Source organism: Butyrivibrio sp. M55, from assembly GCF_900116865.1.
GTDB lineage: Bacteria > Bacillota > Clostridia > Lachnospirales > Lachnospiraceae > Butyrivibrio.
Window position 1 is genome coordinate 1 of the sequence record NZ_FPCD01000002.1, and the last position, 21640, is coordinate 21640.

Annotated in this window: 18 protein-coding genes and 1 riboswitch; of the genes, 15 read left to right on the forward strand and 3 right to left on the reverse strand. The window is 42.0% G+C overall.

Translation table 11 applies throughout. The features are described 5' to 3' along the window. The 4 genes from BM398_RS02315 to BM398_RS02330 form a co-directional block, all read left to right on the forward strand. Positions 1–219 (forward strand): transposase domain-containing protein (locus BM398_RS02315; RefSeq protein WP_027209126.1); only part of this gene is annotated, 219 nt, incomplete at its 5' end. A 74-nt stretch (positions 220–293) separates the two neighbouring features. Further along, positions 294–878, forward strand: a complete 585-nt coding sequence (locus tag BM398_RS02320) for a hypothetical protein (protein ID WP_139233778.1) — start codon at positions 294–296, stop codon at positions 876–878. Continuing rightward, positions 871–1749 (forward strand): radical SAM protein, encoded by an 879-nt coding sequence (locus BM398_RS02325; protein WP_092336265.1) that lies wholly within the window; start codon positions 871–873, stop codon positions 1747–1749. Before BM398_RS02320 ends, BM398_RS02325 begins: the two co-directional genes overlap by 8 nt. Next, on the forward strand, positions 1746–2906 hold the full coding sequence (locus BM398_RS02330) for an MFS transporter (RefSeq protein WP_175531807.1): 1161 nt from the start codon (positions 1746–1748) through the stop codon (positions 2904–2906). The genes BM398_RS02325 and BM398_RS02330 overlap by 4 nt, the downstream gene beginning before the upstream one ends. A 250-nt stretch (positions 2907–3156) precedes the next feature. Here the strand turns inward: BM398_RS02330 and BM398_RS02335 are convergent, their stop codons facing one another. The 3 genes from BM398_RS02335 to BM398_RS02345 all read right to left on the reverse strand — a co-directional run bounded on the left by BM398_RS02335 (position 3157) and on the right by BM398_RS02345 (position 5216). Further along, the gene (locus tag BM398_RS02335) at positions 3157–3336 is read right to left on the reverse strand and encodes a hypothetical protein (RefSeq protein ID WP_092336267.1); all 180 of its coding nucleotides are present in this window, start codon (positions 3334–3336) and stop codon (positions 3157–3159) included. An 88-nt stretch (positions 3337–3424) separates the two neighbouring features. Continuing rightward, positions 3425–4714: a bifunctional folylpolyglutamate synthase/dihydrofolate synthase gene (locus BM398_RS02340; protein ID WP_092336268.1), complete on the reverse strand. Its 1290-nt coding sequence runs from the start codon at positions 4712–4714 to the stop codon at positions 3425–3427. Then, the gene (locus BM398_RS02345) at positions 4701–5216 is read right to left on the reverse strand and encodes a folate family ECF transporter S component (RefSeq protein WP_034468757.1); all 516 of its coding nucleotides are present in this window, start codon (positions 5214–5216) and stop codon (positions 4701–4703) included. The genes BM398_RS02340 and BM398_RS02345 overlap by 14 nt, the downstream gene beginning before the upstream one ends. Positions 5217–5280: 64 nt before the next feature. Next, positions 5281–5376, reverse strand: a riboswitch (THF riboswitch). 260 nt (positions 5377–5636) lie between these two features. Between BM398_RS02345 and amrA the strand changes: the two genes are divergently transcribed. The 11 genes from amrA (at position 5637) to BM398_RS02400 (ending at position 21577) form a co-directional block, all read left to right on the forward strand. Beyond that, on the forward strand, positions 5637–7022 hold the full coding sequence (gene amrA, locus BM398_RS02350) for an AmmeMemoRadiSam system protein A (RefSeq protein WP_092336269.1): 1386 nt from the start codon (positions 5637–5639) through the stop codon (positions 7020–7022). 67 nt (positions 7023–7089) lie between these two features. Continuing rightward, positions 7090–7938, forward strand: a complete 849-nt coding sequence (gene amrS / locus BM398_RS02355) for an AmmeMemoRadiSam system radical SAM enzyme (RefSeq protein ID WP_092336270.1) — start codon at positions 7090–7092, stop codon at positions 7936–7938. Positions 7939–8771: 833 nt separating this feature from the next. Beyond that, a complete protein-coding gene (locus tag BM398_RS02360) occupies positions 8772–13655 on the forward strand; it encodes a carbohydrate-binding protein (RefSeq protein ID WP_092336271.1) in 4884 nt (1627 codons plus the stop codon). A gap of 163 nt (positions 13656–13818) precedes the next feature. Beyond that, positions 13819–15540, forward strand: coding sequence for a carbohydrate-binding protein (locus BM398_RS02365; protein WP_092336272.1), 1722 nt, complete (start codon positions 13819–13821; stop codon positions 15538–15540). A 146-nt stretch (positions 15541–15686) separates the two neighbouring features. Next, positions 15687–16640: an ABC transporter permease gene (locus tag BM398_RS02370; RefSeq protein ID WP_092336273.1), complete on the forward strand. Its 954-nt coding sequence runs from the start codon at positions 15687–15689 to the stop codon at positions 16638–16640. Next, entirely contained in the window at positions 16634–17413 is a 780-nt protein-coding gene (locus BM398_RS02375; RefSeq protein ID WP_092336274.1) for an ABC transporter ATP-binding protein, read from the forward strand. Before BM398_RS02370 ends, BM398_RS02375 begins: the two co-directional genes overlap by 7 nt. A 14-nt stretch (positions 17414–17427) precedes the next feature. Next, complete coding sequence (locus tag BM398_RS02380; protein WP_092336275.1) at positions 17428–18495, forward strand: ABC transporter substrate-binding protein; 1068 nt, start codon at positions 17428–17430, stop codon at positions 18493–18495. A gap of 70 nt (positions 18496–18565) precedes the next feature. Continuing rightward, entirely contained in the window at positions 18566–18979 is a 414-nt protein-coding gene (locus tag BM398_RS02385) for a DUF4418 family protein (protein WP_175531808.1), read from the forward strand. After that, the gene (locus tag BM398_RS02390; protein ID WP_092336277.1) at positions 18963–20135 is read left to right on the forward strand and encodes an ABC transporter permease; all 1173 of its coding nucleotides are present in this window, start codon (positions 18963–18965) and stop codon (positions 20133–20135) included. Before BM398_RS02385 ends, BM398_RS02390 begins: the two co-directional genes overlap by 17 nt. Positions 20136–20221: 86 nt before the next feature. Beyond that, positions 20222–20911, forward strand: coding sequence for an ABC transporter ATP-binding protein (locus BM398_RS02395; protein ID WP_175531809.1), 690 nt, complete (start codon positions 20222–20224; stop codon positions 20909–20911). Positions 20912–21037: 126 nt separating this feature from the next. Continuing rightward, on the forward strand, positions 21038–21577 hold the full coding sequence (locus BM398_RS02400) for a hypothetical protein (RefSeq protein WP_092336279.1): 540 nt from the start codon (positions 21038–21040) through the stop codon (positions 21575–21577). Positions 21578–21640: the final 63 nt, after the last annotated feature.

The following is a 21640-nucleotide window of genomic DNA, read 5'->3' on the forward strand; positions in this document are numbered from 1 at the left end:
GGCGCTGATGCAAGTGCACTCACTTATTCCATGGTCGAAACTGCCAAGGCTTGCGGAGTAGATGTTTACTACTATCTCAAGTATCTGTTGATCAAATGTCCATCATCTCAGATGAGCGACGAGGAGCTTGAAAAGCTATCTCCATGGAATCCAGAATGCAAAGAAGCTCTTGATGAGCTGTTCAGGAAGCATCAAGATGCCATCTTTGATGCGATGTAATCTTTATCATATGTGAATTGTCAAGGTACTCCGGGTTCATAAGAACTCGGGGTATATTTTATGGGCAAAAGCCCTTGTACCCGATAACAATGGTGGTTATTTTACAACCCACCGGATTATTGCGCGCTTACGTTCCACTTATTTATCATTTGAATCCGCCATTACTTGTTCGTCCGCTTGAGATAGCGCGGTTTAGCCCATATTATGAGCATCCAGAAGAATATGATATTACGGGGATAACACCAAGTGATGTATATAAAGAAATTTTCCCTAAGGATGCGGATATAGCAAAGCTGGCATGGCTATTTACTGCAAGCTATAAGTGTGAGTCGAGAGATGATAGACAATTAAATGATGTAATTAGAAAAAAAGTTCAGACATGGATGGATTTATGGAAAAGAGGTAAAGCTAATATACCGGTATTACGAATCATAAAAGAAGAACAGCAATTCTATCTAGAGGATTCAAGATATGGAAGCGCTATAAAGGAAAAAATAACAAGAGAGCAGGCAAAGATGGCTTTGTTTGGATTGCTATCAAATGAAATTGATGAGCTAAATTGGGGTATGGAGAAAAAAGTTGTTTATTGCTATGAGAACAAATATATACCATTAGCTACTGCGAACCCAAGAGTTTTTGAGGAGTTAAATAATGAATAAAGCAAAATCTGTGCATGAAATTTGCATAAATATTACTAGAAGATGTAATTTGCATTGTCCGTATTGCTATGTGTCTGATTTTATAAATCAGAAGAATAGTCAAGAGAAAATGGACTTATCGTTGGCAATGATTAAAAAGCTGGTTAATCTTGAAAAAATAGATAGTGTTTATTTGACTGGCGGAGAACCATTTATGCATCCAGAGATTATGGAAATAATTGATTATTTTTATAATGCTGGGAAAAGAATTAGTATTGCCTCAAATGGATTATTAATAGATGATCAGATGATGTCATTTTTAGGTGAAAAGAAAGTTAAATTGTTAATAAGTGTAAGGGAGGAATATGAAGAGACTTTCAAGGTCATAAATAAAGTGACTTCTGTGGGCATTGATGTAGAATGCTATCATTTACCAGTAAAGAATAGTCCATACTTATTAACAAAATTATTGGAAGAATGTCATGCTGTGACTAAGATAAAGCTTTTATATGATTCTCAAAAACCTAAAAAGGCTAAAGAATGGTTTGGACTTTTATTTGATATTTATAAGTCGATGAAACTGGCAAAGAATCCTGTTGAGATTACTGTTGAAACAGCCTTTCTTCCGAAAGATAATGTTATAGCACAAAGCAAGGGGAGAGGCGCTTTTGATCGTATACAAATTAGTACTGAGGGAGAATATTATTACTGCCCATTACTAGTTTCAAGAGTTGATGGTTGCAGTAATAGCACACCATCTAAATGCAATACTGATATTTGCCCCATTCTTTCGCTTAAGTTAGATGAGGAAAAACTATCGAGTGTATGTTGCTTTTTGGTTTCAACATTAGAAAATGCAATAAAAATTGGGAAATATGGAGGGGTAATATGAAAAGCTTAAAATGGTTGATATATCTCCTGTCCTTTTTTATGACGATAAATTTTACAACGCCTGTTTTTGCTTCATTTTGTCAGTTGAATCATGGTCTAAATGGTGCGCAAATTACAAGTTTATTTGCAGTATATTCATTGTCTGTTTTTTTGCTAGAAATTCCAACGGGAGTTTGGAGCGACAAAATTGGAGAAAATAAGTCATTGATTATTGGGGCAGTTTTTACTGCTATTGCAATGTTCCTTTTTATAAAAGGCACAACGGTACTGTTATATGTGGGGGAGTTTGTTTTGGGATTAGGAAGTACTTTTTTCTCAGGACCATTTGATAGCATAATATATAAGTACTGCAAAGATCCGAGAAATGATTTGGATTTTGATGATATAGTTTCAAAATCATATTCGCTTCAGTGGATTGCATTATGCTTTTCTTTCTTGGGGTGCTTTGCAATTATGAAGGAAGGAGAATTAGTACATGTATTTTGGATTACGTTTGTTTCAAATATAATTTTGCTTATAATCGCATGTTTGCTTCCTCGCATCAATGTAGATGTTAAAAACAATGCAAATGATATTGTAAAAAAGTATTTTTTGGAAATTCTTTCAAATAGAAAATTACTTATAATATGCATGCTGAACATATGCTTCTCAATGATTCTTGTAACAGGTTATCAAATATTACAAACATATTTATTAGGTTCATCAGTATCCAATACATATAATGGATTGTTATATTTTATTGCTGCAGTTTTTGCAAGTACTGGGTCATTTTTTTATAAGAAACTAAAGAGTATATTTAAGTCTGAAAAGATTCTTATCAGCGTATGCTTGGCATTACTTGCATTATGTATGTTTGGGCTTGGCGGTTCGTCGGTGATTTTCTTTATTTTTGTATTTGTTTGTATATATAGACTTGTATGGGGAATTACATCTCCAATGTTTTCTTCTATGGTTAACCAAAGCATTGAAGATGATTCTTTTAGAAATACAGTTTTTTCTATTATTTCGTTAGGCTGTAATTTGGGAAGTTCGGCATTGCTATTCATATTTTCTGCAATAAATATGAGTGCGGAACTTGAATATATCATTCTGGGAATGCTTTGCATGGTATTATTTGTGGGGTGTATTATTTTTGAACAGATTTATAAAAAAGCTTAATAGTAAAAAATCCTATGAATTGATAGATGTAGGATCAAGCCCCGTTTAAAACAATATAACTATATGGCAATCGGTAGGATGTAGATAATTTATAGGAAAAAAACAAGGCTCGACGCACTGCAGAAACAAGCGGAGCGCCGGGGCTTTTTTCGGTAAACAGTAAGCGCTAAATTTTTCGGTGGGTAGCGCTATCACCACATCTATGGTATTGGGTACAAGGGCTTTTGCCCATAAAATATACCCCAGCATCTTATATAATTTCCGAATATACAGGTTCATTATTTTTTTCTGTTGGAGTTTTTTCAAACTTTGCAAACTGTTTGTAGACAGTAGTTGGATGAACTCCAAGCAGTTTTGAAAACTCCACTTTTGTAACACCGGATTCAAGATAATCCTGATGTAGCTTTTTCCAGTCATTATGTGCTTTCATAGCCATTCCTCCATAGAAATGATTATGATAAAATTGGAGTATGATTACAAGGTGTCGTTTATGAGACGCTTACGATGAATCTGATTATTCAAAATTTTAATGTAATATTTTTTATGAGATAGAGCGATCCTGCGATGCAGAGAACTTCCGTCTCATCTTTACATAGGTCTTCAAGTGGATAATCTTTTTCCAAAACAGTTGCCTCAACGCCGCGGCTTTCTACCATTTTGGCAAGTTCATCAGGATCCATAGTCCTTTTATTTGGGACTGCAGTGATGTAGCATTTATCTGCAATCGGCATCAGTTCATCGAGGATGATATCAACTTCTTTGTCGGCGAGGATTCCAAGAAGGAATGTGATTTTTTTACCTGGGAAGTATTCTTCAAGGGATGAACGAAGAACTGCCGCGCCTTGTCTGTTGTGGCCGCCGTCTATTATGATATACGGATTTTCTTTTACAACAGTGAAACGTCCGAACCATTCGGTATTAGCGATTCCTCGGGATATGTCGGTTTCGGAAATCCTAAATCCTTTCTGAGCAAGTTTCCTTGCGGCGTAGATTGCTTGGGCTGCGTTGCCTATCTGGTAGGTTCCAAGAAGCTTTGTGCTGTAAGTTGTCCCGTCTACGTCAAAACGCTGTCCATGCAAGCTTCGTTCAATCGGGACGGGCTCAGTGAAGTATGCCAAAGAAACAGCTTTTTTTGCACAAAAATCTTCAAGAACTTTGCTGACTTCTCGTTCCTGAAATGGAGTGATGACAGATGTACCGTGCTTGATTATTCCGGCTTTCTCGGTTGCAATCTCAGTCAGTGTGTTACCAAGGATCGACATGTGGTCGTAGCTTATCGGAGTAATGAGAGTAACGAGCGGCGCGGGAATTACGTTTGTCGTATCCACGCGGCCTCCCATGCTGACTTCCATGACGACAATGTCACAGTTTTTTTCGCTGAAATAAATAAAAGACATGACGGTAAGAATCTCATATTCGCTGGGAAATATGTTCTCGGTGGCAAGCTCGTCATATGCAGGCTTTATCTGTGAAAAGAGCCTTGCAAAATCCTCATCCGAAATTTCAGTATTGTTTATCTTAAAGAGTTCATTGTAGTGGTATAAAAAGGGTGAGGCGAAGGTGCCGACTCTTAAGCCTGCTTCGATAAGAATCGAGGTGAGATAGGCAACAGTCGAGCCTTTGCCGTTTGTGCCTGCGACGTGAACATAGCGCTGTCCGAGCTGGGGATTTCCCAGCTTCCTAAGGAGAGCAAGCTCGGCGTCCAGAGAAAACATGTCTTTTACGGGGGGATTATTATTTTTTGGTGGTTCAAAGTGAGGCAATTTCTCAAAAAAAGAAATTGCCTCTGAATAATTATACTCGTGCATAAGTCTTAATCCTGCCAAATGCTTCCAAAACAATGTAAAGCATCAAAATGTTGATGGGGAGCATTACAAGTTCTTTGGGAAGTCTTGCTACAAGTGTCACAAAGAAGCCTTTTTTGATATACATCATGTCGAGCCAGTAGGTATTCATGATGATGCCGACGATAAGTGTGTGAACGGCTTCAGCCGCAACAATTCTTGCAAGCGTAGGTTTCTTGTTGTAAAGAATAAAGCCGAAGATCAGGCCGCTTACGATTCCGCTAATAGTAAATCCGGGAAAGAAAGGACCGGTAGGCTTTACAAGATATCCTCCGATATCGGTAAGTGCTCCGACGATAGCGGCAATACCGGGGCCGAGCGACATACCTGCGATGCCGATCGGGAGTGAGCCGAATCTGATCTCGATGATCTGGTTGATGGGAATTTTGAGAAATCCCAGTACGATACCCAGAGCCGTTAACATGGCGGCCAGAGTAAGTGTGTTTGTGTCACGTAATTTTTTCATAAAAAATACACCTCCTCGCAGCTTCCTTTTGTCTACACGAGAGGTGTTATACACTTCACTATGTAGCAGCGGGATGCGACCATAAAACCGCGGATTACCCTTCGTCCGAATGACAACTCCCTGTTCACCCGGCACTTGACGCTTTACAGTCTACTCTGCATTCTTTTTAATTTTGTCTGTATTATAGGGTGAATGAAAAAGAATATCAAGCATAAATATACATAAACATTTATAGAATCGGCGGGCTTATTACATGCATTTTTTACTAAGCTAAAGTGGTGGCGTGTGCGGCTTGATGAGAAAGAATAATCTGAAATATCGGAAATCTCGACTATTAATTGACGATAGGGTGGACAGATGCAGAATTCTCGTAATATGATATATGTGTCAAAACGTAGTGATCTCAGATAGGAGGCTAAAATGACTGTATCGGCAGCTTTTATGGTTCCGCATCCACCCCTTATTATTCCTGAAGTAGGAAGAGGCGGGGAGAAACAGATTCTTGAAACAACGAATGCTTATGAGAAGGTCGCAGAAGAAGTGGCGGCTATAAAGCCTGACACTATCATCATAACGAGTCCGCATTCCGTGATGTATGCGGATTACTTTCATATTTCGCCGGGGCACAGGGCAACGGGAAGTTTTGCTGACTTTGGTGCATCCGGAGTAAGATTTTCCGAAGAGTATGACACAGAACTTGCAGACGCGATTGCGCTTCTTGCAGAAAAAGAGAACTTTCCTGCAGGAACAATGGGTGAAAGGGAGTCTTCTCTCGATCACGGAACCATGGTTCCTCTTTGGTTCATTCGCAAAAAATATACAGGCGGAAAGATAGTCCGTATAGGACTTTCAGGCCTTCCTTTGACATATCACTACAGGTTTGGGCAAATTATCGCGAAAGCTGTCGATGATTCGGGCAAAAAAGTCGTTATCATCGCAAGCGGCGATCTTTCGCATAAGTTGCAGGAATACGGCCCTTACGGCTATTCAAAAGAGGGACCCGAATATGATGAAAAGATAATGGAAGTGTGCGGAAAAGCAGAGTTTGGCAGGCTGTTTGAATTTGATGAAAGTCTGTGCCAGCTTGCTGCGGAGTGCGGACACAGGTCTTTTGTCATTATGGCGGGAGCTTTTGACGGGCTTAGCGTAAAGGCGACGGCTCTGTCGCATCAGGATGTAACGGGTGTCGGCTACGGAATTTGCACTTTTTATCCGGGCGGAGCGGATGAGAGCAGACATTTTTTACAAGATTATGAAAAAAAGCTTGAAAAAGAATGCAAGGAAAAAGCCGATGCGAATGATGAATACGTAAAGCTTGCCAGGGCAAGTGTCGAATCATGGGTAAAAGAGCACAGGCAGATTCAGGTTCCCGACGGTCTTTCAGAGGAGCTTCTTACAAGGGCTGCGGGTACTTTTGTATCAATCCACAAGATGGGGCAGCTTCGCGGCTGTATAGGCACAATTGCCGCAACTCAGGACAATATTGCAAAAGAGATAATTCAGAATGCGATAAGTGCAAGTACGCACGATCCGCGATTTGATCCTATAACGGCGGATGAGCTTAAGTTTCTTGATATAAGTGTTGATGTTCTCGGAGAGACGGAGGATATCGATTCGCCGGATAAGCTGGATGTAAAGAAGTACGGAGTTATCGTGAGCCATGGAGTTAAGAGAGGGCTTCTTTTGCCAAATCTTGACGGGATTGATTCTGTGGAGCAGCAGGTTGATATAGCAAGGCAAAAAGGCGGAATAATGGAGGATGAGCCGTATACTTTGCAGAGATTTGAAGTGGTGAGGCATTTCTGAGGAAATATGGATTCGGCATATATGCTTATTGATATGATCGGATAGAATGTTGGTAGTGGGAGGTTTTATGGCAACATGTCACGTGTGTTTCAGACATTGTTCCTTATCGGAAGGTGACATTGGTTTTTGCGGCGCAAGAACGGCCAGGGACGGGAAGGTAATTGCATATAACTATGGCAGAGTGTCGGGGCTTGCGCTTGATCCGATAGAGAAGAAACCTCTGAACAATTTTTTCCCCGGAAGTTATATTCTGTCGGTCGGAAGTTTCGGGTGTAATCTAAGATGCCCTTTTTGCCAGAATAATGATATCTCCTGGTCGGAGGAAGCAAGAAGATATGCTGAGGAGGCAGAAATCATAGAGCCGCAGGAGCTTGTAAAGGCTGCGCTTGATACGAGGACGAAGGGAAATATCGGAATTGCATTTACTTATAACGAGCCGCTTGTAGGATATGAGTTTGTGCTTGATACGGCAAAGCTCGCAAAAGAATATGACCTTAAAACGGTGCTGGTATCTAACGGAACAGCCGAGTTGTCTGTTCTTTCGGAGATTGCGCCGTATATCGATGCTATGAACATCGATCTTAAGGGCTTTACGGATGAGTATTATGATAAGCTCCTTGGCGGAAGCAGGAAGCAGGTCATGGAGTTTATTGAGGAAGCGGTGAAACATTGCCATGTTGAGCTTACGACGCTGATAATCCCGGGTGAAAACGACAGCGAGGAAGAAATGCGCGGGATGTCCGCATGGATACACGGGCTCGAAGCGGCAAGCGGGAAGAATATACCGCTTCATATTTCAAGATTTTTTCCCCGATTCAAGATGACCGACCGCGACGCAACCGATGTGAAGAAGGTTTATCGTCTCGCCGAGGTCGCAAGAGAAGAACTTGAAATTGTTTATACGGGGAATTGCTAGCGGGATGTTTTGATGACGATTGAGTCATTGAGATGCAAAAGTGAAATAATTCTTGTACAAGGTTATCATTCCGGTGTGATTATTCAAAAGTCGGCGAGGCTGTAATGCGGTTTAGTCGGCTTTTTAATTTGCTTTTTTGCCAATCTACAGAAATATCGATTCGATATGGCTTAAAATGCGCTTTTCATGTTTTCTTGTCTGTATATAAGAGTGATCAGCAGATGTATGACTTTTTTGATAGTTTTTGTCTCGAAAAGTCATGCATTTTTTATTTGTCGATCATGATGAAAAAATGATGTATGACTTTATTCGAAATTTATGTCCAAAAAAGTCATGTTTTTTTGTCTTTTTAAACTCCGTAAACATAGAGTACATGACCTTTTGAGGGCTTTTTATATAAACAAGTCATATGTCCGTTTTTTTATCGAAAATTATTGAAAAAAATGTATGACTTTTTAGTCGATTTTTGTCCCCAAAAGTCATATGACGTTTTTTCGTAAAATTAAATATATGACTTTTTTTGATGCTTCTTTTACGAAAAGTCATATATTCTTGTTTGGAATAGGGTAGAAAAAAGATCGGGTTATGGTAGGGGGATATTTCCGAAATATCGATAGATTATTAAGTTAACGTTTTCTCTTTTACACTATTAATTCTAGCTTAAAAACGCAGTGAGATTAAGTCATTATCACTATTAAAGTTTGCGGTATTTGGGTAATTTTACACATTGTGCACAAAAATATTGCGCTGGTAAAATGGAAGTGCTCGGGCGCGAAAACGTTTACGTAAAAATCAAAACAATTTTATTAGGCTAGGAGGTGAACGGTTTTATTATGATGAAACGAAATTTGTCAGTAGCTTTAAGTGTATTCTTAGCAACAGGATTGTTATCACCAGGCTTGCCTGTAAGTGCGGCACCAAGCATTAACCCGTACGGTACAGTTCAGGCGGAGATTGAATTTGAACGTAATGTAAAAGAAGTTTGTGAAGATGAAGGCGCGACAGTTGTCAGCCTTGAATCCGGCAATTACTTCACTGTGAAGAGTGTTAACTTCTCACAGGGAGTTTCGAAGATAGGAGTAAAGGTTAAATCCGATTCTCCTGGCATTATCACTGTTAAGAAGGGTGATGCGGACGGAGAAGTTTTAGGAACTATAAGAATAAATAAAACCGATGGAGAATATAGAGAATTCTCTACTAATGTACAGAATCTGGAGGGAATTGAGAGTATCGCCTTTGTACAGACAATGGGCGCAAGCTTGGTAGACAGCTGGACAGCTGAAGCCGGTGAAACAACAGAAGAACCTGAACAGCCGGAAAATCCGGATCAGCCGGAGAATCCCGACCAGCCTGAGAACCCGGATCAGCCGGAGAATCCTGAGCAGCCGGAAAATCCCGACCAGCCGGAGAATCCTGATCAGCCGGAGAACCCCGACCAGCCGGAAAATCCGACAACTGTAAATCCTTATGAGAAGGTTGAGGCTGAGGCAGCAGAGCTTACTGATGCAATGGTTGCACCTAATAAGCAGTCGGTAGTTATTAAAGACGGCGGTTATTTGGTAGCCAAGAATGTTGATTTCTCAAAGGGACTTTCAGGATTCAAGGTATTGGCTAAGGTATCGGCGCCTAAGGTAAAACTTGATGTATATGTTGACGGAACCGACACACTTCTTGGTTCAATCAGCGTTGGTACTGATATGGCCAGTGAGTCACTTGTAAAGACCACATCAAGCCTTACAGGTACCCATGATATTTATTTCAAAGCAAACGGTGGATCTGTTCAGATTGATGCATGGCAGGCTATGGCAGGCCAGGGCTCAACAGAAGAACCTCCTGTAGAGGAGCCGCCTGTAGAAGAACCTCCTGTAGGTGATACAGTAAATCCTTATGAGAAGGTTGAAGCTGAGGCAGCAACAGAGCTTACCGAGGCTATGGTATCACCTAATAAGCAGTCGGTAGTTGTTAAAGACGGTGGTTATGTGATCACCAAGAACGTTGATTTCTCAAAGGGACTTTCGGGATTCGCAGTGCTTGCAAAAGCATCGGCTCCCAAGGTAAAACTCAATATTTATATTGATGGCGCAAAGTCTCCTATGGCTTCAGTCAATGTTGGAACAGATATGACCAAGGAGACAACTATAAATGTGACATCAGAGCTCAAAGGAACTCATGATGTATACATTCAGGCAGACGGCGGTTCTGTAACATTTGATGCTTGGAGAGCAATAGAAGCATCAGGTTCAACAGAGGAGCCTCCTGTAGAGGAACCACCTGTAGAAGGAAAAGTTAATCCTTATGAAAAAGTAGAAGCAGAAGCATCCGCAGAACTTAGCAGCGCTATGGTAACACCCAATAAGCAGGCTGTAAGTATTAGAAAAGGCGGATACGCTGTAGCAAAAGATGTGAATTTCGTAATGGGCGTATATGATTTCACAGTTAAGGCAGGCGCAAGCAGCGCAAATAAGCTTGAGATCAGATTGGATAAGCCTGACGGAACACTTCTCGGTACTGCTATGGTTGGTTCTGAATCAAAGGAAATTTCTGTTAAGGCATCGGAGAATGTTATGGGAACACATGACATTTACTTCGTAGCAACAATGGATGGATCAATAACCTTTGATTATTGGAAAGCATCGGAAGGTATCATCCTTATTGATGATCCGATAAATCCTTACAAGACAATGGAGGCAGAGGCATCTTCATTACTCAACGATGCAATGGTAACTCCTACTAAGAAGGCCGTAAGTATCAAGAAGGGCGGTTTTGTATTAGTAAAGAATGCAGATTTCTCTGAGGGATTATCAGAAATTATAGTAAATGCAGGATCAAGTAGCGCAAACAAACTTGATATCTATTTGGATGATGTTAACGGAGTACCTATCGGAAGCGCTAGGATAAGCGGAGATGCAAAAGAGCAGACTGTTAAGATTACACAGGAAGTTAAAGGAGCACATGACATCTATTTCGTAGCAGCAATGGATGGTGCCGTAACCTTTGATTACTGGAAAGCAGTTGCAGCATCAGGAACAATCGTAGAACCTCCTGTAGGCGATACAGTAAATCCTTACGAGAAGGTTGAGGCTGAAAAAGCAGATGAGCTTAGCAGCGCAATGGTTGCTCCAAGCAAGACTTCTGTAGTAGTCAATGACGGTGGTTATATAGTAGTAAAGAACGTTAATTTCTCTGAGGGACTTAACGGATTCCAGATTTATGCACAGTCTTCAAAACCCGGAGTTAAGCTTAATGTTTACATTGATCAGAAGGGATTTGAGACAAAGACACCTATAGGCACAGCAAGTATCGGTACAAATATGGCTACCGGAACAGGTATTAAGCTTACATCAGATCTTTCCGGAACGCATGATGTATACTTTGAGGCAACAGGCGGATCGGTAACATTTGATGCTTGGAATGCAATGGCTAAATCAGGCACAATCGTAGAACCTCCTGTAGGCGATACAGTAGATCCTTACAGCAAAGTAGAGGCAGAAGCATCTGCTGAGCTTAAGAGTGCAATGGTTTCACCTAACAAGCAGTCGGTAGTTATCCAGGCTGACGGATATATGGTTGCAAAGAATGTGAACTTCTCAAAGGGAATCGCAGGAATCTTTGTAAGTGCTCAGTCGGGATCACCTAAGACATCCGTAGAAGTATATATCGACAAGGTAAGCGGAGACCCTATTGCAACAATAAGTATCAGATCGATGGGTGAGTTTAAGGATAGCGGAGCTAAGCTCACATCTGACCTTACAGGAACTCACGATGTATACTTTGTAGCAAAGAACAATGCGGTAACGGTTGATTCCTGGTATGCAATGGCTGCATCAGGAGAAGTCGTAGAACCTCCAGTAGGCGATACAGTAGATCCTTATAACACAGTAGAAGCAGAGGCATCTGCAGAACTCAGCAGCGCTATGGTTACACCTAATAAGCAGGCAGTAAGCATCAGCAAGGGCGGATATGCAGTAGCTAAGAACGTAGACTTCTCAAAGGGAATTAAGGAATTTACAGTAAAGGCAGGAGCAAGCGGAGCAAACAGACTTGAAGCAAGACTTGATAAGGTTGATGGAGACCTTATTGCAAACTTCAGAGTTGGCGCAGAGGCAAAAGATATAACAGTTAATGCTGCAAAGAATGTTACAGGAACACATGACATCTACTTCGTAGCTGCTATGGACGGTACAGTAACATTTGATTCTTGGAAGGTAACACCTTCGGATGGTGGAACAATCGTTGAACCTCCTGTAGGCGATACGGTAAATCCTTACAGCACAGTAGAAGCAGAAGCATCTGCAGAACTCAGCAGTGCTATGGTTACACCTAATAAGCAGGCAGTAAGCATCAGCAAGGGCGGATATGCAGTAGCTAAGAACGTAGACTTCTCAAAGGGAATTAAGGAATTTACAGTAAAGGCAGGAGCAAGCGGAGCAAACAGACTTGAAGCAAGACTTGATAAGGTTGATGGAGATCTCATCGCAAACTTCAGAGTTGGCGCTGAGGCAAAAGATATAACAGTGAACGCTGCAAAGAATGTTACAGGAACACATGACATCTACTTCATAGCTGCCATGGACGGTACAGTAACATTTGATTCCTGGAAGGTAACACCTGCTGAGGGAGAAGTTGTAGAGCCTCCTGTAGAAGGCACAATCAATCCTTATCAGAAGGTTGAAGCTGAAGTATCCAAGGATCTTACAAATGCAATGCTTTCACCTAACAAGCAGTCGATAGTTATCAATGATGGCGGATATATCCTTGTACAGGATATCGACTTCTCGAAGGGACTTTCAGGATTTGGTGTATATGCAAGTGCTTCACAGCCTAAGATTAAGCTTAATATCTATATCGATGATGCAGAGACACCTATTGGTTCCGTCAATGTAGGTATGGATATTACAAAAGAAACACTTGTTAAGCTTACATCCGATCTCACAGGTAAGCATTATGTTTACTTCGAAGCAAAGGGTGGGGCTGTAACATTTGATGCTTGGCAGGCAATGCCCGCATCAGGCACGATAGTTGATCCTCCTGTATATGAAGATATCAATCCTTACAACACAGTTGAGGGTGAGACAGCTACAGATCTTACAAATGCAAGACTTACACCTAACAAGCAGGCAGTAAGTATCGGCGCAGGCGGATATGCAGTTGCAAAGAACGTTGTATTCTCTGATGGTATTTCAGAATTCATCGTTAATGCAGGTGCAAGCAGCTCAACAAAACTTGAAGTAAGAGTTGGCTCAGAAAGCGGAGATCTCATCGGATATGCAGTTGTAAGCGGAAGCACACGTGAGTTTAAGATCACAGCTTCTAAGAACATAACAGGAAAGAAGGATATCTACTTCGTAGTTCCCAGTGGCGGAAGCGCTGTAACACTTGATTCCTGGAAGGTAAATCCTTACGTTGAAGTTGTAGAGCCTCCTGTAATTGAGACAGGCATGAAGCTTGAGCATAATACAAATACATGGACCGGCGGATATCAGACAAACTTCGTTGTTACCAACAGTTCAGGAAATACAGTTAACAGCTGGAAGCTCAAGATCAAGAAGAACGGTATCAACATTACTCAGAGCTGGTGCGTAAATATCCAGCAGCAGGGTGATTACTATGTAATTACTCCTATGTCATGGAATTCTACGCTTGGAAACGGCCAGTCTACTACATTCGGAATTATCGGAAGTGGAGAGCCGAGCCAGATTGAGTATGTATTTGAGTAAAAAAGAAAAAAAGAGAGAAAGGGGCGGTTAAAAACCTTCTTTAAAAGAAGGTAAGAAATCCGGTGGCTGTCTTTGGATGGTCACCGGTTTTTCTTTAGTAACAGAGGAAAAAGCATTATTGACGGACAAATTGTGGCAAAAGAGTATCAGGGGGTAATTGAATATGAAAAGGAAAGTGAGAGTTGTAATAAGTTTTTTGGCGACAGCAGTCATGTTGATCACGCAGAGCATGACAATAAAAGCAGTAGAACCTGATGATGAAAAAACTCTTTTAAACCCGTATGAACTGGTGCAGACGGAGATAATGGAAAACGGCGGCGGTTTCTACGAGGGCGACACATCATATTCGCCGATCGCCGGCTCGAAGATACTTAAAGCGGAGAATGTGGATTTTTCAAAGGGGCTTACCGGCATAGAAGTGACGGCAAGGACAAGATGGGGCGGTTCAGAAATTTATGTGTATATAGATGATCCAAAGAGCAATCCTATAGCGAGGATCCTTATCAGAGCATATTCTTTTAGCACATGCATCGGAATTCCGATGGCAAACGTTTCGGGAGTCCACGATATATATTTTGAGGCGAATAATCCGATAGATATCACGACCTGGAAGGCACTTCCGGGCAAGATGTACGAAGGGGGCGACGTTCCGCAGATCGATCCGTACAAGGACAACGAGGCGGAGGTTAACTTCGGTACATCGGGAGTAGGGGTAGTAACAGACAAAAGACGTACTGTTTTAGCCGGTTTTTCTGAGAATGATTTCTTTCTTATGAAAGATGTCAATTTCGAAAAGGGGCTAAAGAGCATTACGATTGAGGCAAGAGCTGAAGACGACGGAATAATCGAGGTGAGAAAAGATTCTCTTTCGGGCGAACTTATCGGCACGATCGAATTCCGCGACACGGACGATTCCTACAAGCCGTTTGAGGGAGAAATGGCGAATATTGAAGGAATGCAGAAGATTTATTTTGTTGGGAAAAAAGGAAAATGCAACATTGACAATTGGTGTGCGGCTCCCAGAAACACCGACGGTCCGCTTCCTGTGCCGGGTGAAAAGATCAGCCCGTACGGCTATATTGAAGCAGAGCTTGACTTTTCTAGAGAAAATGCTGAGATAATCGAAGATACCTGGAATAAGGTCGTATCAATCAAGGAAAACGGATATATCTCGGTTCAAAAAGTAAACTTTAAATACGGTCTTTCATCGATAGTGATATTTGCAAAGGCTGATGAGCCGGCTGCTGTTGAGATAAGAGAAGGTAGCGCTGATGGGGAGCTTCTGGGAGTTATAAAGCTTGATAAATCCGAAGGCGAATATGAATATTATTCAACAAAGGCTCCGAATACTGAGGGAATTCATAATCTTTTCTTTGTCTGCAAAGTCGGAAGTTGCAGAATTGATAAGTGGATGGCCATGAGTAAGATGATGCCTGTTCCGGGCAATGAGCCTATTTCCCACGGAGAAGAAGGTGATGATCCTGAAAAAGAGCATCCGGAATTACCCGAAGAGCCAGAAAAACCCGATCTTCCGGAGATGCCTGAAAAGCCGGAAGAACCCGAACAGCCTGATATTCAGGGCGATTGCAAACTTGAACTTACATATTCAAGAGATATCTGGGGAAGCGGTTATCAGATAAACTTTAAGATCACAAATAAATCCGAAGAGCAGACTTCGGGTTGGTTATTAAAGATCAAAAAGAAATTTATCAACGTCGCTCAGAGCTGGTGCGTAAATGTGGATGAAGATGACGAATACTACGTATTTACGCCGCTATCATGGAACTCGTCCCTGAATCCCGGACAGAGTACCGAGTTTGGAATTATCGGAAACGGCGATGCGAGCGGAGGACTGGACTACTTCTTTAGTGATAAGAATAACTGATTGCAAACTATAACATTCATGAATTATGCAGCTCATGCTTTGTATGATAAGATTTGAACATCATAAAAGCAGCGAGCTGACCGGAAAGCCGGAGGTTTCAATAAAATGGAACCTCCGGCTTATCTTATTTTGAGGAGGACGAGCAATTGTTTTTAAAACAACTAAAGAAAATCAGTCCGATCATATCGGTAATATTTACATTACTGATCCAGGTTGCGGTTCCGAACGCGGCAAAGCAGCCTGATGCCAAGGGACCGTTTTTCACATACTTTCTATATATAGTGGGAGCGATATTTATAGGGCTTTATGCGGTATCTTTTTTTAACAAAAAGATATCCGATTACCTTGATGAGAATGGACCTTTGCTTGCGGGAGGTGCGCAGCTTCTTAACTTCATAAATCTTATATGCAGCAAATTTGCGCTTTTGCCGGTTCTCTTTTTCCCATCTCTGGACAGAGTGTTTGCGGTATTCGTAAATGACAGGGCGCTGATGCTTGAGTGCATAGTATCATCGGGAAAGCTTTTGATCATAGGCTTTGCGGTCGGAGCTACGCTTGGATTTACAACGGGAATCCTGATCGGATTCAACAAAAAAGTAGCCTACTGGGTAAATCCGCTGACAAAGATAATAGGTCCGATACCTGCAACATCCTGGTCACCGCTTGTGCTCTCACTTTTTAGCACATCTTATCAGGCGGCGGTGTTTATGATAGCGCTGTCGGTGTGGTTTCCGATAACGGTCATGACAAGCAACGGCATACAGAACGTTCAGCAGACGTACTTTGAAGTTGCTGATACACTGGGAGCAAATAAGCTGTACAAAATATTCAAGGTCGGAATTCCGGCGGCACTTCCAAATGTGTTCCTCGGATTTTTTTATGCGACGACAGGTTCGTTTGTAACGCTTGTAACAGCCGAGATGTTTGGGTGCAAATCCGGAATAGGCTGGTATCTTAACTGGCAAAAAAGCATGATGCTGTACGCCAATGTCTATGCGGGACTTATTCTGCTGGCTGTTTTGTGTAACCTGATAATAACTCTTTTGTTCAGGATTAAAGACAGGCTGCTTGGATGGCAGAAGGGAGTGATCAAATGGTAGGAGAGATAAAAATTGAAAATGTGTCCAAGAGCTTTACCAATCCTGACGGAAGTGTCGTGAATGCTTTAAACGGCGTGAATATTACGATTGAGCCGGGTTCTTTCATATCACTGATAGGACCGTCAGGTTGCGGAAAGACAACTCTTTTACGTGCAATAGCGGGACTTGGGCTTGCAGATGAAGGAACGGTTTTTCTGGATGGTGAGCCTGTTAAGGGGCCGGGGCATGAGAGGGGATTTGCTTTTCAGCAGGCGAATCTTTACCCGTGGCTGTCGATTGAGAAGAACATAGCTTTTGGCTTGAAGGCCAGAGGAATATATAAAGAGAAAAAAGAAGATGTAAAGGAATACATCGATATGGTAGGGCTTAACGGCTTCGAGAATTCTTATCCGCATCAGCTGTCGGGTGGAATGAACCAAAGAGCGGCGCTTGCAAGGGCACTTGTGGGACATCCGAAAGTTCTTTTGCTTGATGAGCCTCTTGGCGCGCTTGATGCCTTTACCAGAATGAACATGCAGGATGAGATCCTTAGGATATGGAAGGATCAGAAGATGACAATGATCATGGTGACGCACGATGTTGACGAAGCTGTCTATCTGTCCGACAAAGTCGTCATAATGACGCCAAGACCCGCCAAAATAGAGCAGGTGCTTGATATAGAACTTGGAAGACCAAGAGCGAGAGGAGGAAATGACTTTATTAAGTACAGGACGAAGATTCTGGAGATTCTAAATTACGCCGGAGAGAACAGAGAGCCGGAATATTATTTGTAAGGAGTGAAAAAGAAATGAAAAGGTTAATTGCAGGTGTTTTGGCACTGACCATGACTGTGCTGCTTATTGGTTGCGGCGCTAAGTCTGAAAAAAATGCGGAAGGAGACGGACTTACAGTAAAGATACTTAACAATAAGGAAAGCTTATGTCTGGCGCCTGTCCATATAGCCATAATAAACGGCTATTTTGATGAGGAGTTCGAGGCAATCGGCCAGAAATATGAAGTGGTAACTTCAAATATTGATACTATAACCGAGCAGATAACAAGCGGAGAGATAAATGCGGGATACGGACTTACGGGAACGCTTATGCAGCCTATCTCAAACGGTCTTGCAATCTCTTTTGTAACGGGACTTCACAGAGGCTGCACGAAGTTCTATTCAAAGAACGGTTCTGATGTAAAGAGTCTTGAAGATCTTAAAGGCAAGACAATCGGTGTTGCATCATTGTCTGATTCTGCGCCGATACAGCTTAAGAGAAAGCTGTTCAGCCTTGGATTTAAGGTAAACGGAAGCGATGCGGATATTCAGTTTGTGACATATGCGATGACAGACCTGCCGACAGCGCTTGATAACGGCGCGGTTGACGCGATTGGAATACACGATCCCGTGGCATATAACGCTGAAAAGAACTACGACTTTATTAAGATACTTGATATAGGCGAGGATGAAGTCTTTTCACAGGAATATTGCTGCCAGGCTTACGTATCACAGGAGCTTATCGCAAAGAATCCAAAGGGTGCCGCTGCGTATGCAAGGGCAATCCAGAAGGCGGCTGCCTTTGTACAGGCGCTTCCCGATGAGGCTGCAAGGCTTCAGGTTGAGAACGGATATATGCCGTCCGAGAGCGATGACGATATTGTAAGATACGGCGAGATTCTTGCAAGTCTTAACTATGAACCTTCGGTAAAACTTGGAAGAGAGACCTTTAAAGCTTCATTTGACGATCTTCAAAAGACGGGAGATCTTGATCCTTCGCTCAATGCGGATGAATTTACAAAGACTGTTTTCCCCGACCTTGAGGGAGTTCCGGAGTCATTTACTTATGATCCGGCAAGCAAGAAGTTTACGGAGAACAGCTAAAGAAATGCGAATTTCGCGAGGGAAACGCTTTAACTTGCGTTTCCCAAATAAAAAAACGGGAGACTTGATTATGAAATCGAAAGTGATTGTAAATATAGTAAGGGTGCTTATTTTTGTACTTATAATAACCGGAATATACACATTTGCGCATGTCTGCGGGGATATGGGGGATATGGAGGCAAAGTGCCATAAGACAAGAAGTTTCGCTGTAGCTGCAAGCATAGTACTCGGCGTTTTGGCGGCAGCTCAGATATTTATAAAGAACGGAATTGCGGAAAAAGTTGCATCTATAGTTCAGATTGTAGGAGGAATCTTTATTGCGCTTCTTCCTGTAGCGATAGCGCCTGTGTGCGATATGAAGACCATGCACTGCTACGTGTACACAAGGCCTTTCCTTGTTATAACGGGTATTGTGCTTACAGGAGTTGCGGTTGTGGATAGTCTCATCGTATTAAGAGGTAAAAAGGATGGAAATCCTGCATAAACTTATTTTCAAAAGCATAAGCTCTAAACTTTATCGCAGCATCGGCCTGATTCTTATCGGGCTGGTGTTGTCTTTTGCAATGGTAATTATTTCGCTGACGGCATTTGGTATGGAACATGGCAGCAGGAACGCGGCAGAGCGCATGGGCGCTGATATTATCGTTGCACCGAAAGGGTACGGCGAGGATGTGGAAGGGATTCTTTTGACTACGAAAAAGAGCTTTTTTTACATGGATGCGTCTGTTGTTGAGGATATCTCAGGAATTGAAGGCGTGGAAGCTGTTTCTCCGCAGACATTTCTGATGACGCTTGATGCTTCATGCTGCGACCAGCCTGTCCAGATAGTCGGAATCGACATGGACAGTGATTTCGTCGTTACACCGTGGATAGATAAGAAGTACTTAAAGTCACTTGAAGATGGTGCGCTGATCGTCGGAAGCAAGGTGAATGCAACGAGCGGCGTATTTAAGATGTTTGGAAAAGAGTACCCGGTTGCGGCTTCGCTTGATGAGAGCGGTTCATCCATGGACGCGACGGTTTTTGTAAACATTGACCGCATAGGCAATATCATGGAAGATGCGCAGAAAGCGGGGCAGGGCGTTATTGCGGAAGTTAATTCCAAAGACGTTTCTGTAGTTTGCATAAAGGTTTCTGATAAAGAGAAGATTCCTATTGTCGTTGCCAGGCTTTCAAGACTTCAAGACGTTGATATAGTTACGACAGAGAGCGTTTCGGCAAAACTTTTTTCCGGACTTAAGGATACGTACGTCGTTTATGCTGTTGTAATCGCGCTTATGGTGATCATCAGTGTATTCCTGCTGTTCATGATCCACTACATCACATTGAATGACAGGAAAAAGGAAGTTGAGATACTGCGTACGATAGGCATCGGAAGAAAGAAGATAAAGACATTTCTTATGTGTGAGGTATTGTGGACATCGGCGCCCGGAGCGTTAATAGGAACGGCGTTTGGCTTTCTTTCGTTTATCGTCCTGTTGCAGTTCATTGAAACAACCACGAAGATTCCTTTTACAGCGCCGCGTTTAGGTGAAGAGGTTGCGGTTGTTATGGCGGTTTTTTTGCTTACAACGGTGCTTGGGCCTTTGTGCGCTTTTTTCAGCATAAAAAAGTTATGTCCTGAGAATGTGTATTTATGAGGCGCATGATCTTTTTGGAGAAGTATCGAAAAAATAATAATGTTTACAAAAGTGAAGGACTGCGGTTTTATTTCGGAGAAGTAAGTATGGATATCAGATTAGATGCGATAATTAAAAAGTATAAAAGAGATAAGCGTGAGTTCACGGTTCTGGGTGGCATCAATACCACGCTGCCGCACGGGAAATTCACGGTTATAAGCGGCGACAGCGGTGTTGGTAAAAGCACGCTCCTTAATATAGTTGCAGGTCTCAGCAGGCCTACGGAAGGCAAGGTATATTACGGAGAAAAAGAGATCACGGCGCTTGGAGATGAAGAACTTTCGAAGCTCAGAACCGGATTTATGGGCGTTATGACTCAGAACTGTGAGCTTATCCCGTATCTGACGCTTGGCGAGAACCTAAAACTTGCCTGTGATATCGGAAGCGGAGAGGAGAAGCATAAAAAAGATTTGCCTGATGATAATGATGATTCAGCAGGTCTTTTTGCTGAACTTCTTGCTGCTCTCGGACTTACGCATCTAAAAAACGAGTATCCGTCAAGTCTTTCAAGCGGCGAAATAAAGAGGGCCGCGATTGCCAGGACGCTGATCACCCGTCCGGAACTTGTCATCATGGATGAACCTACAGCCAATCTCGACCGCAAAAATGTCCGTGCTGTCCTGGATCTTCTCAAACGCTTCAGCAAGAACGGAAGCACCGTTATTATCAGCTCTCACGAGCAGGAAGCGCTTCGGGAGGCGGATTATAATCTTGCACTTGAGTTTTGTGCGGATTAAATAAGTTTTATTAAAACTCACAAAAAAATATCCGTATGGTTGACAAGAAACGTCAAACAGAGTATAAGTGTATTAAGACGATTGATACAGTTGTTGATAAATATATTTTTTGGTGAGGAAAGAGAAATGAGACAGAAAAGAATTACAGCAATTATGATGGCATCTGCAATGGTTTTTGCGCTTATGGGATGCGGAAGCGGTTCAGCAGGAGCAATATCGACAGAAATAACGCAGGCAGATCCGTCTTTTGAATATAACGGAAAGACCGCTTCGTTTACGGATGATCCGCAGACTGTTGTGGAGGCTATAAAGTCTGTTGCGGAATTGGCTGATGAAGTAGATGGCGCAGAGTCAAGCGGAAAAACTTATGATTTCGATAAAAACGGAGAAAACTATAACTTGTCTATATCGACATCTGCCGATGAAGGAAGTGAAATTATCGGTTCAATGCTTGTTAACGGCGGCGAATTTAAGACTTCAAAAGGAATCGGTATAGGAAGCAAGGCAGAAGAGGTAGAGGCAGCTTATGGCAATCCTAATGAGAGGACTAAGCTTAAAAAAGAAGAAATATATGCATACAAATGCGACGGTTATAGCTTTAGCTTCACAATAAAAGGCGGTCAGGTAAAAAGCATTTTGTACAGTAACTCAAATTTCCACGGATAAGTGATAATTAGTTGATATGCAGCTACAGAACTCCTGTAGCTGCTTTTTATATGTAGAAAGTTG

Bases quoted from the DNA above. Each gene is read 5' to 3' on its own strand.
- amrS (WP_092336270.1), top strand. From the start codon at position 7,090: ATGGCAACATGTCACGTGTGTTTCAGACATTGTTCCTTATCGGAAGGT.
- BM398_RS02380 (WP_092336275.1), top strand. From the start codon at position 17,428: ATGAAAAGGTTAATTGCAGGTGTTTTGGCACTGACCATGACTGTGCTG.
- BM398_RS02365 (WP_092336272.1), top strand. From the start codon at position 13,819: ATGAAAAGGAAAGTGAGAGTTGTAATAAGTTTTTTGGCGACAGCAGTC.
- BM398_RS02360 (WP_092336271.1), top strand. From the start codon at position 8,772: ATGATGAAACGAAATTTGTCAGTAGCTTTAAGTGTATTCTTAGCAACA.
- BM398_RS02335 (WP_092336267.1), bottom strand. From the start codon at position 3,336: ATGAAAGCACATAATGACTGGAAAAAGCTACATCAGGATTATCTTGAA.
- amrA (WP_092336269.1), top strand. From the start codon at position 5,637: ATGACTGTATCGGCAGCTTTTATGGTTCCGCATCCACCCCTTATTATT.
- BM398_RS02390 (WP_092336277.1), top strand. From the start codon at position 18,963: ATGGAAATCCTGCATAAACTTATTTTCAAAAGCATAAGCTCTAAACTT.
- BM398_RS02330 (WP_175531807.1), top strand. From the start codon at position 1,746: ATGAAAAGCTTAAAATGGTTGATATATCTCCTGTCCTTTTTTATGACG.
- BM398_RS02340 (WP_092336268.1), bottom strand. From the start codon at position 4,714: ATGCACGAGTATAATTATTCAGAGGCAATTTCTTTTTTTGAGAAATTG.
- BM398_RS02345 (WP_034468757.1), bottom strand. From the start codon at position 5,216: ATGAAAAAATTACGTGACACAAACACACTTACTCTGGCCGCCATGTTA.
- BM398_RS02400 (WP_092336279.1), top strand. From the start codon at position 21,038: ATGAGACAGAAAAGAATTACAGCAATTATGATGGCATCTGCAATGGTT.
- BM398_RS02325 (WP_092336265.1), top strand. From the start codon at position 871: ATGAATAAAGCAAAATCTGTGCATGAAATTTGCATAAATATTACTAGA.
- BM398_RS02375 (WP_092336274.1), top strand. From the start codon at position 16,634: ATGGTAGGAGAGATAAAAATTGAAAATGTGTCCAAGAGCTTTACCAAT.
- BM398_RS02385 (WP_175531808.1), top strand. From the start codon at position 18,566: ATGAAATCGAAAGTGATTGTAAATATAGTAAGGGTGCTTATTTTTGTA.
- BM398_RS02395 (WP_175531809.1), top strand. From the start codon at position 20,222: ATGGATATCAGATTAGATGCGATAATTAAAAAGTATAAAAGAGATAAG.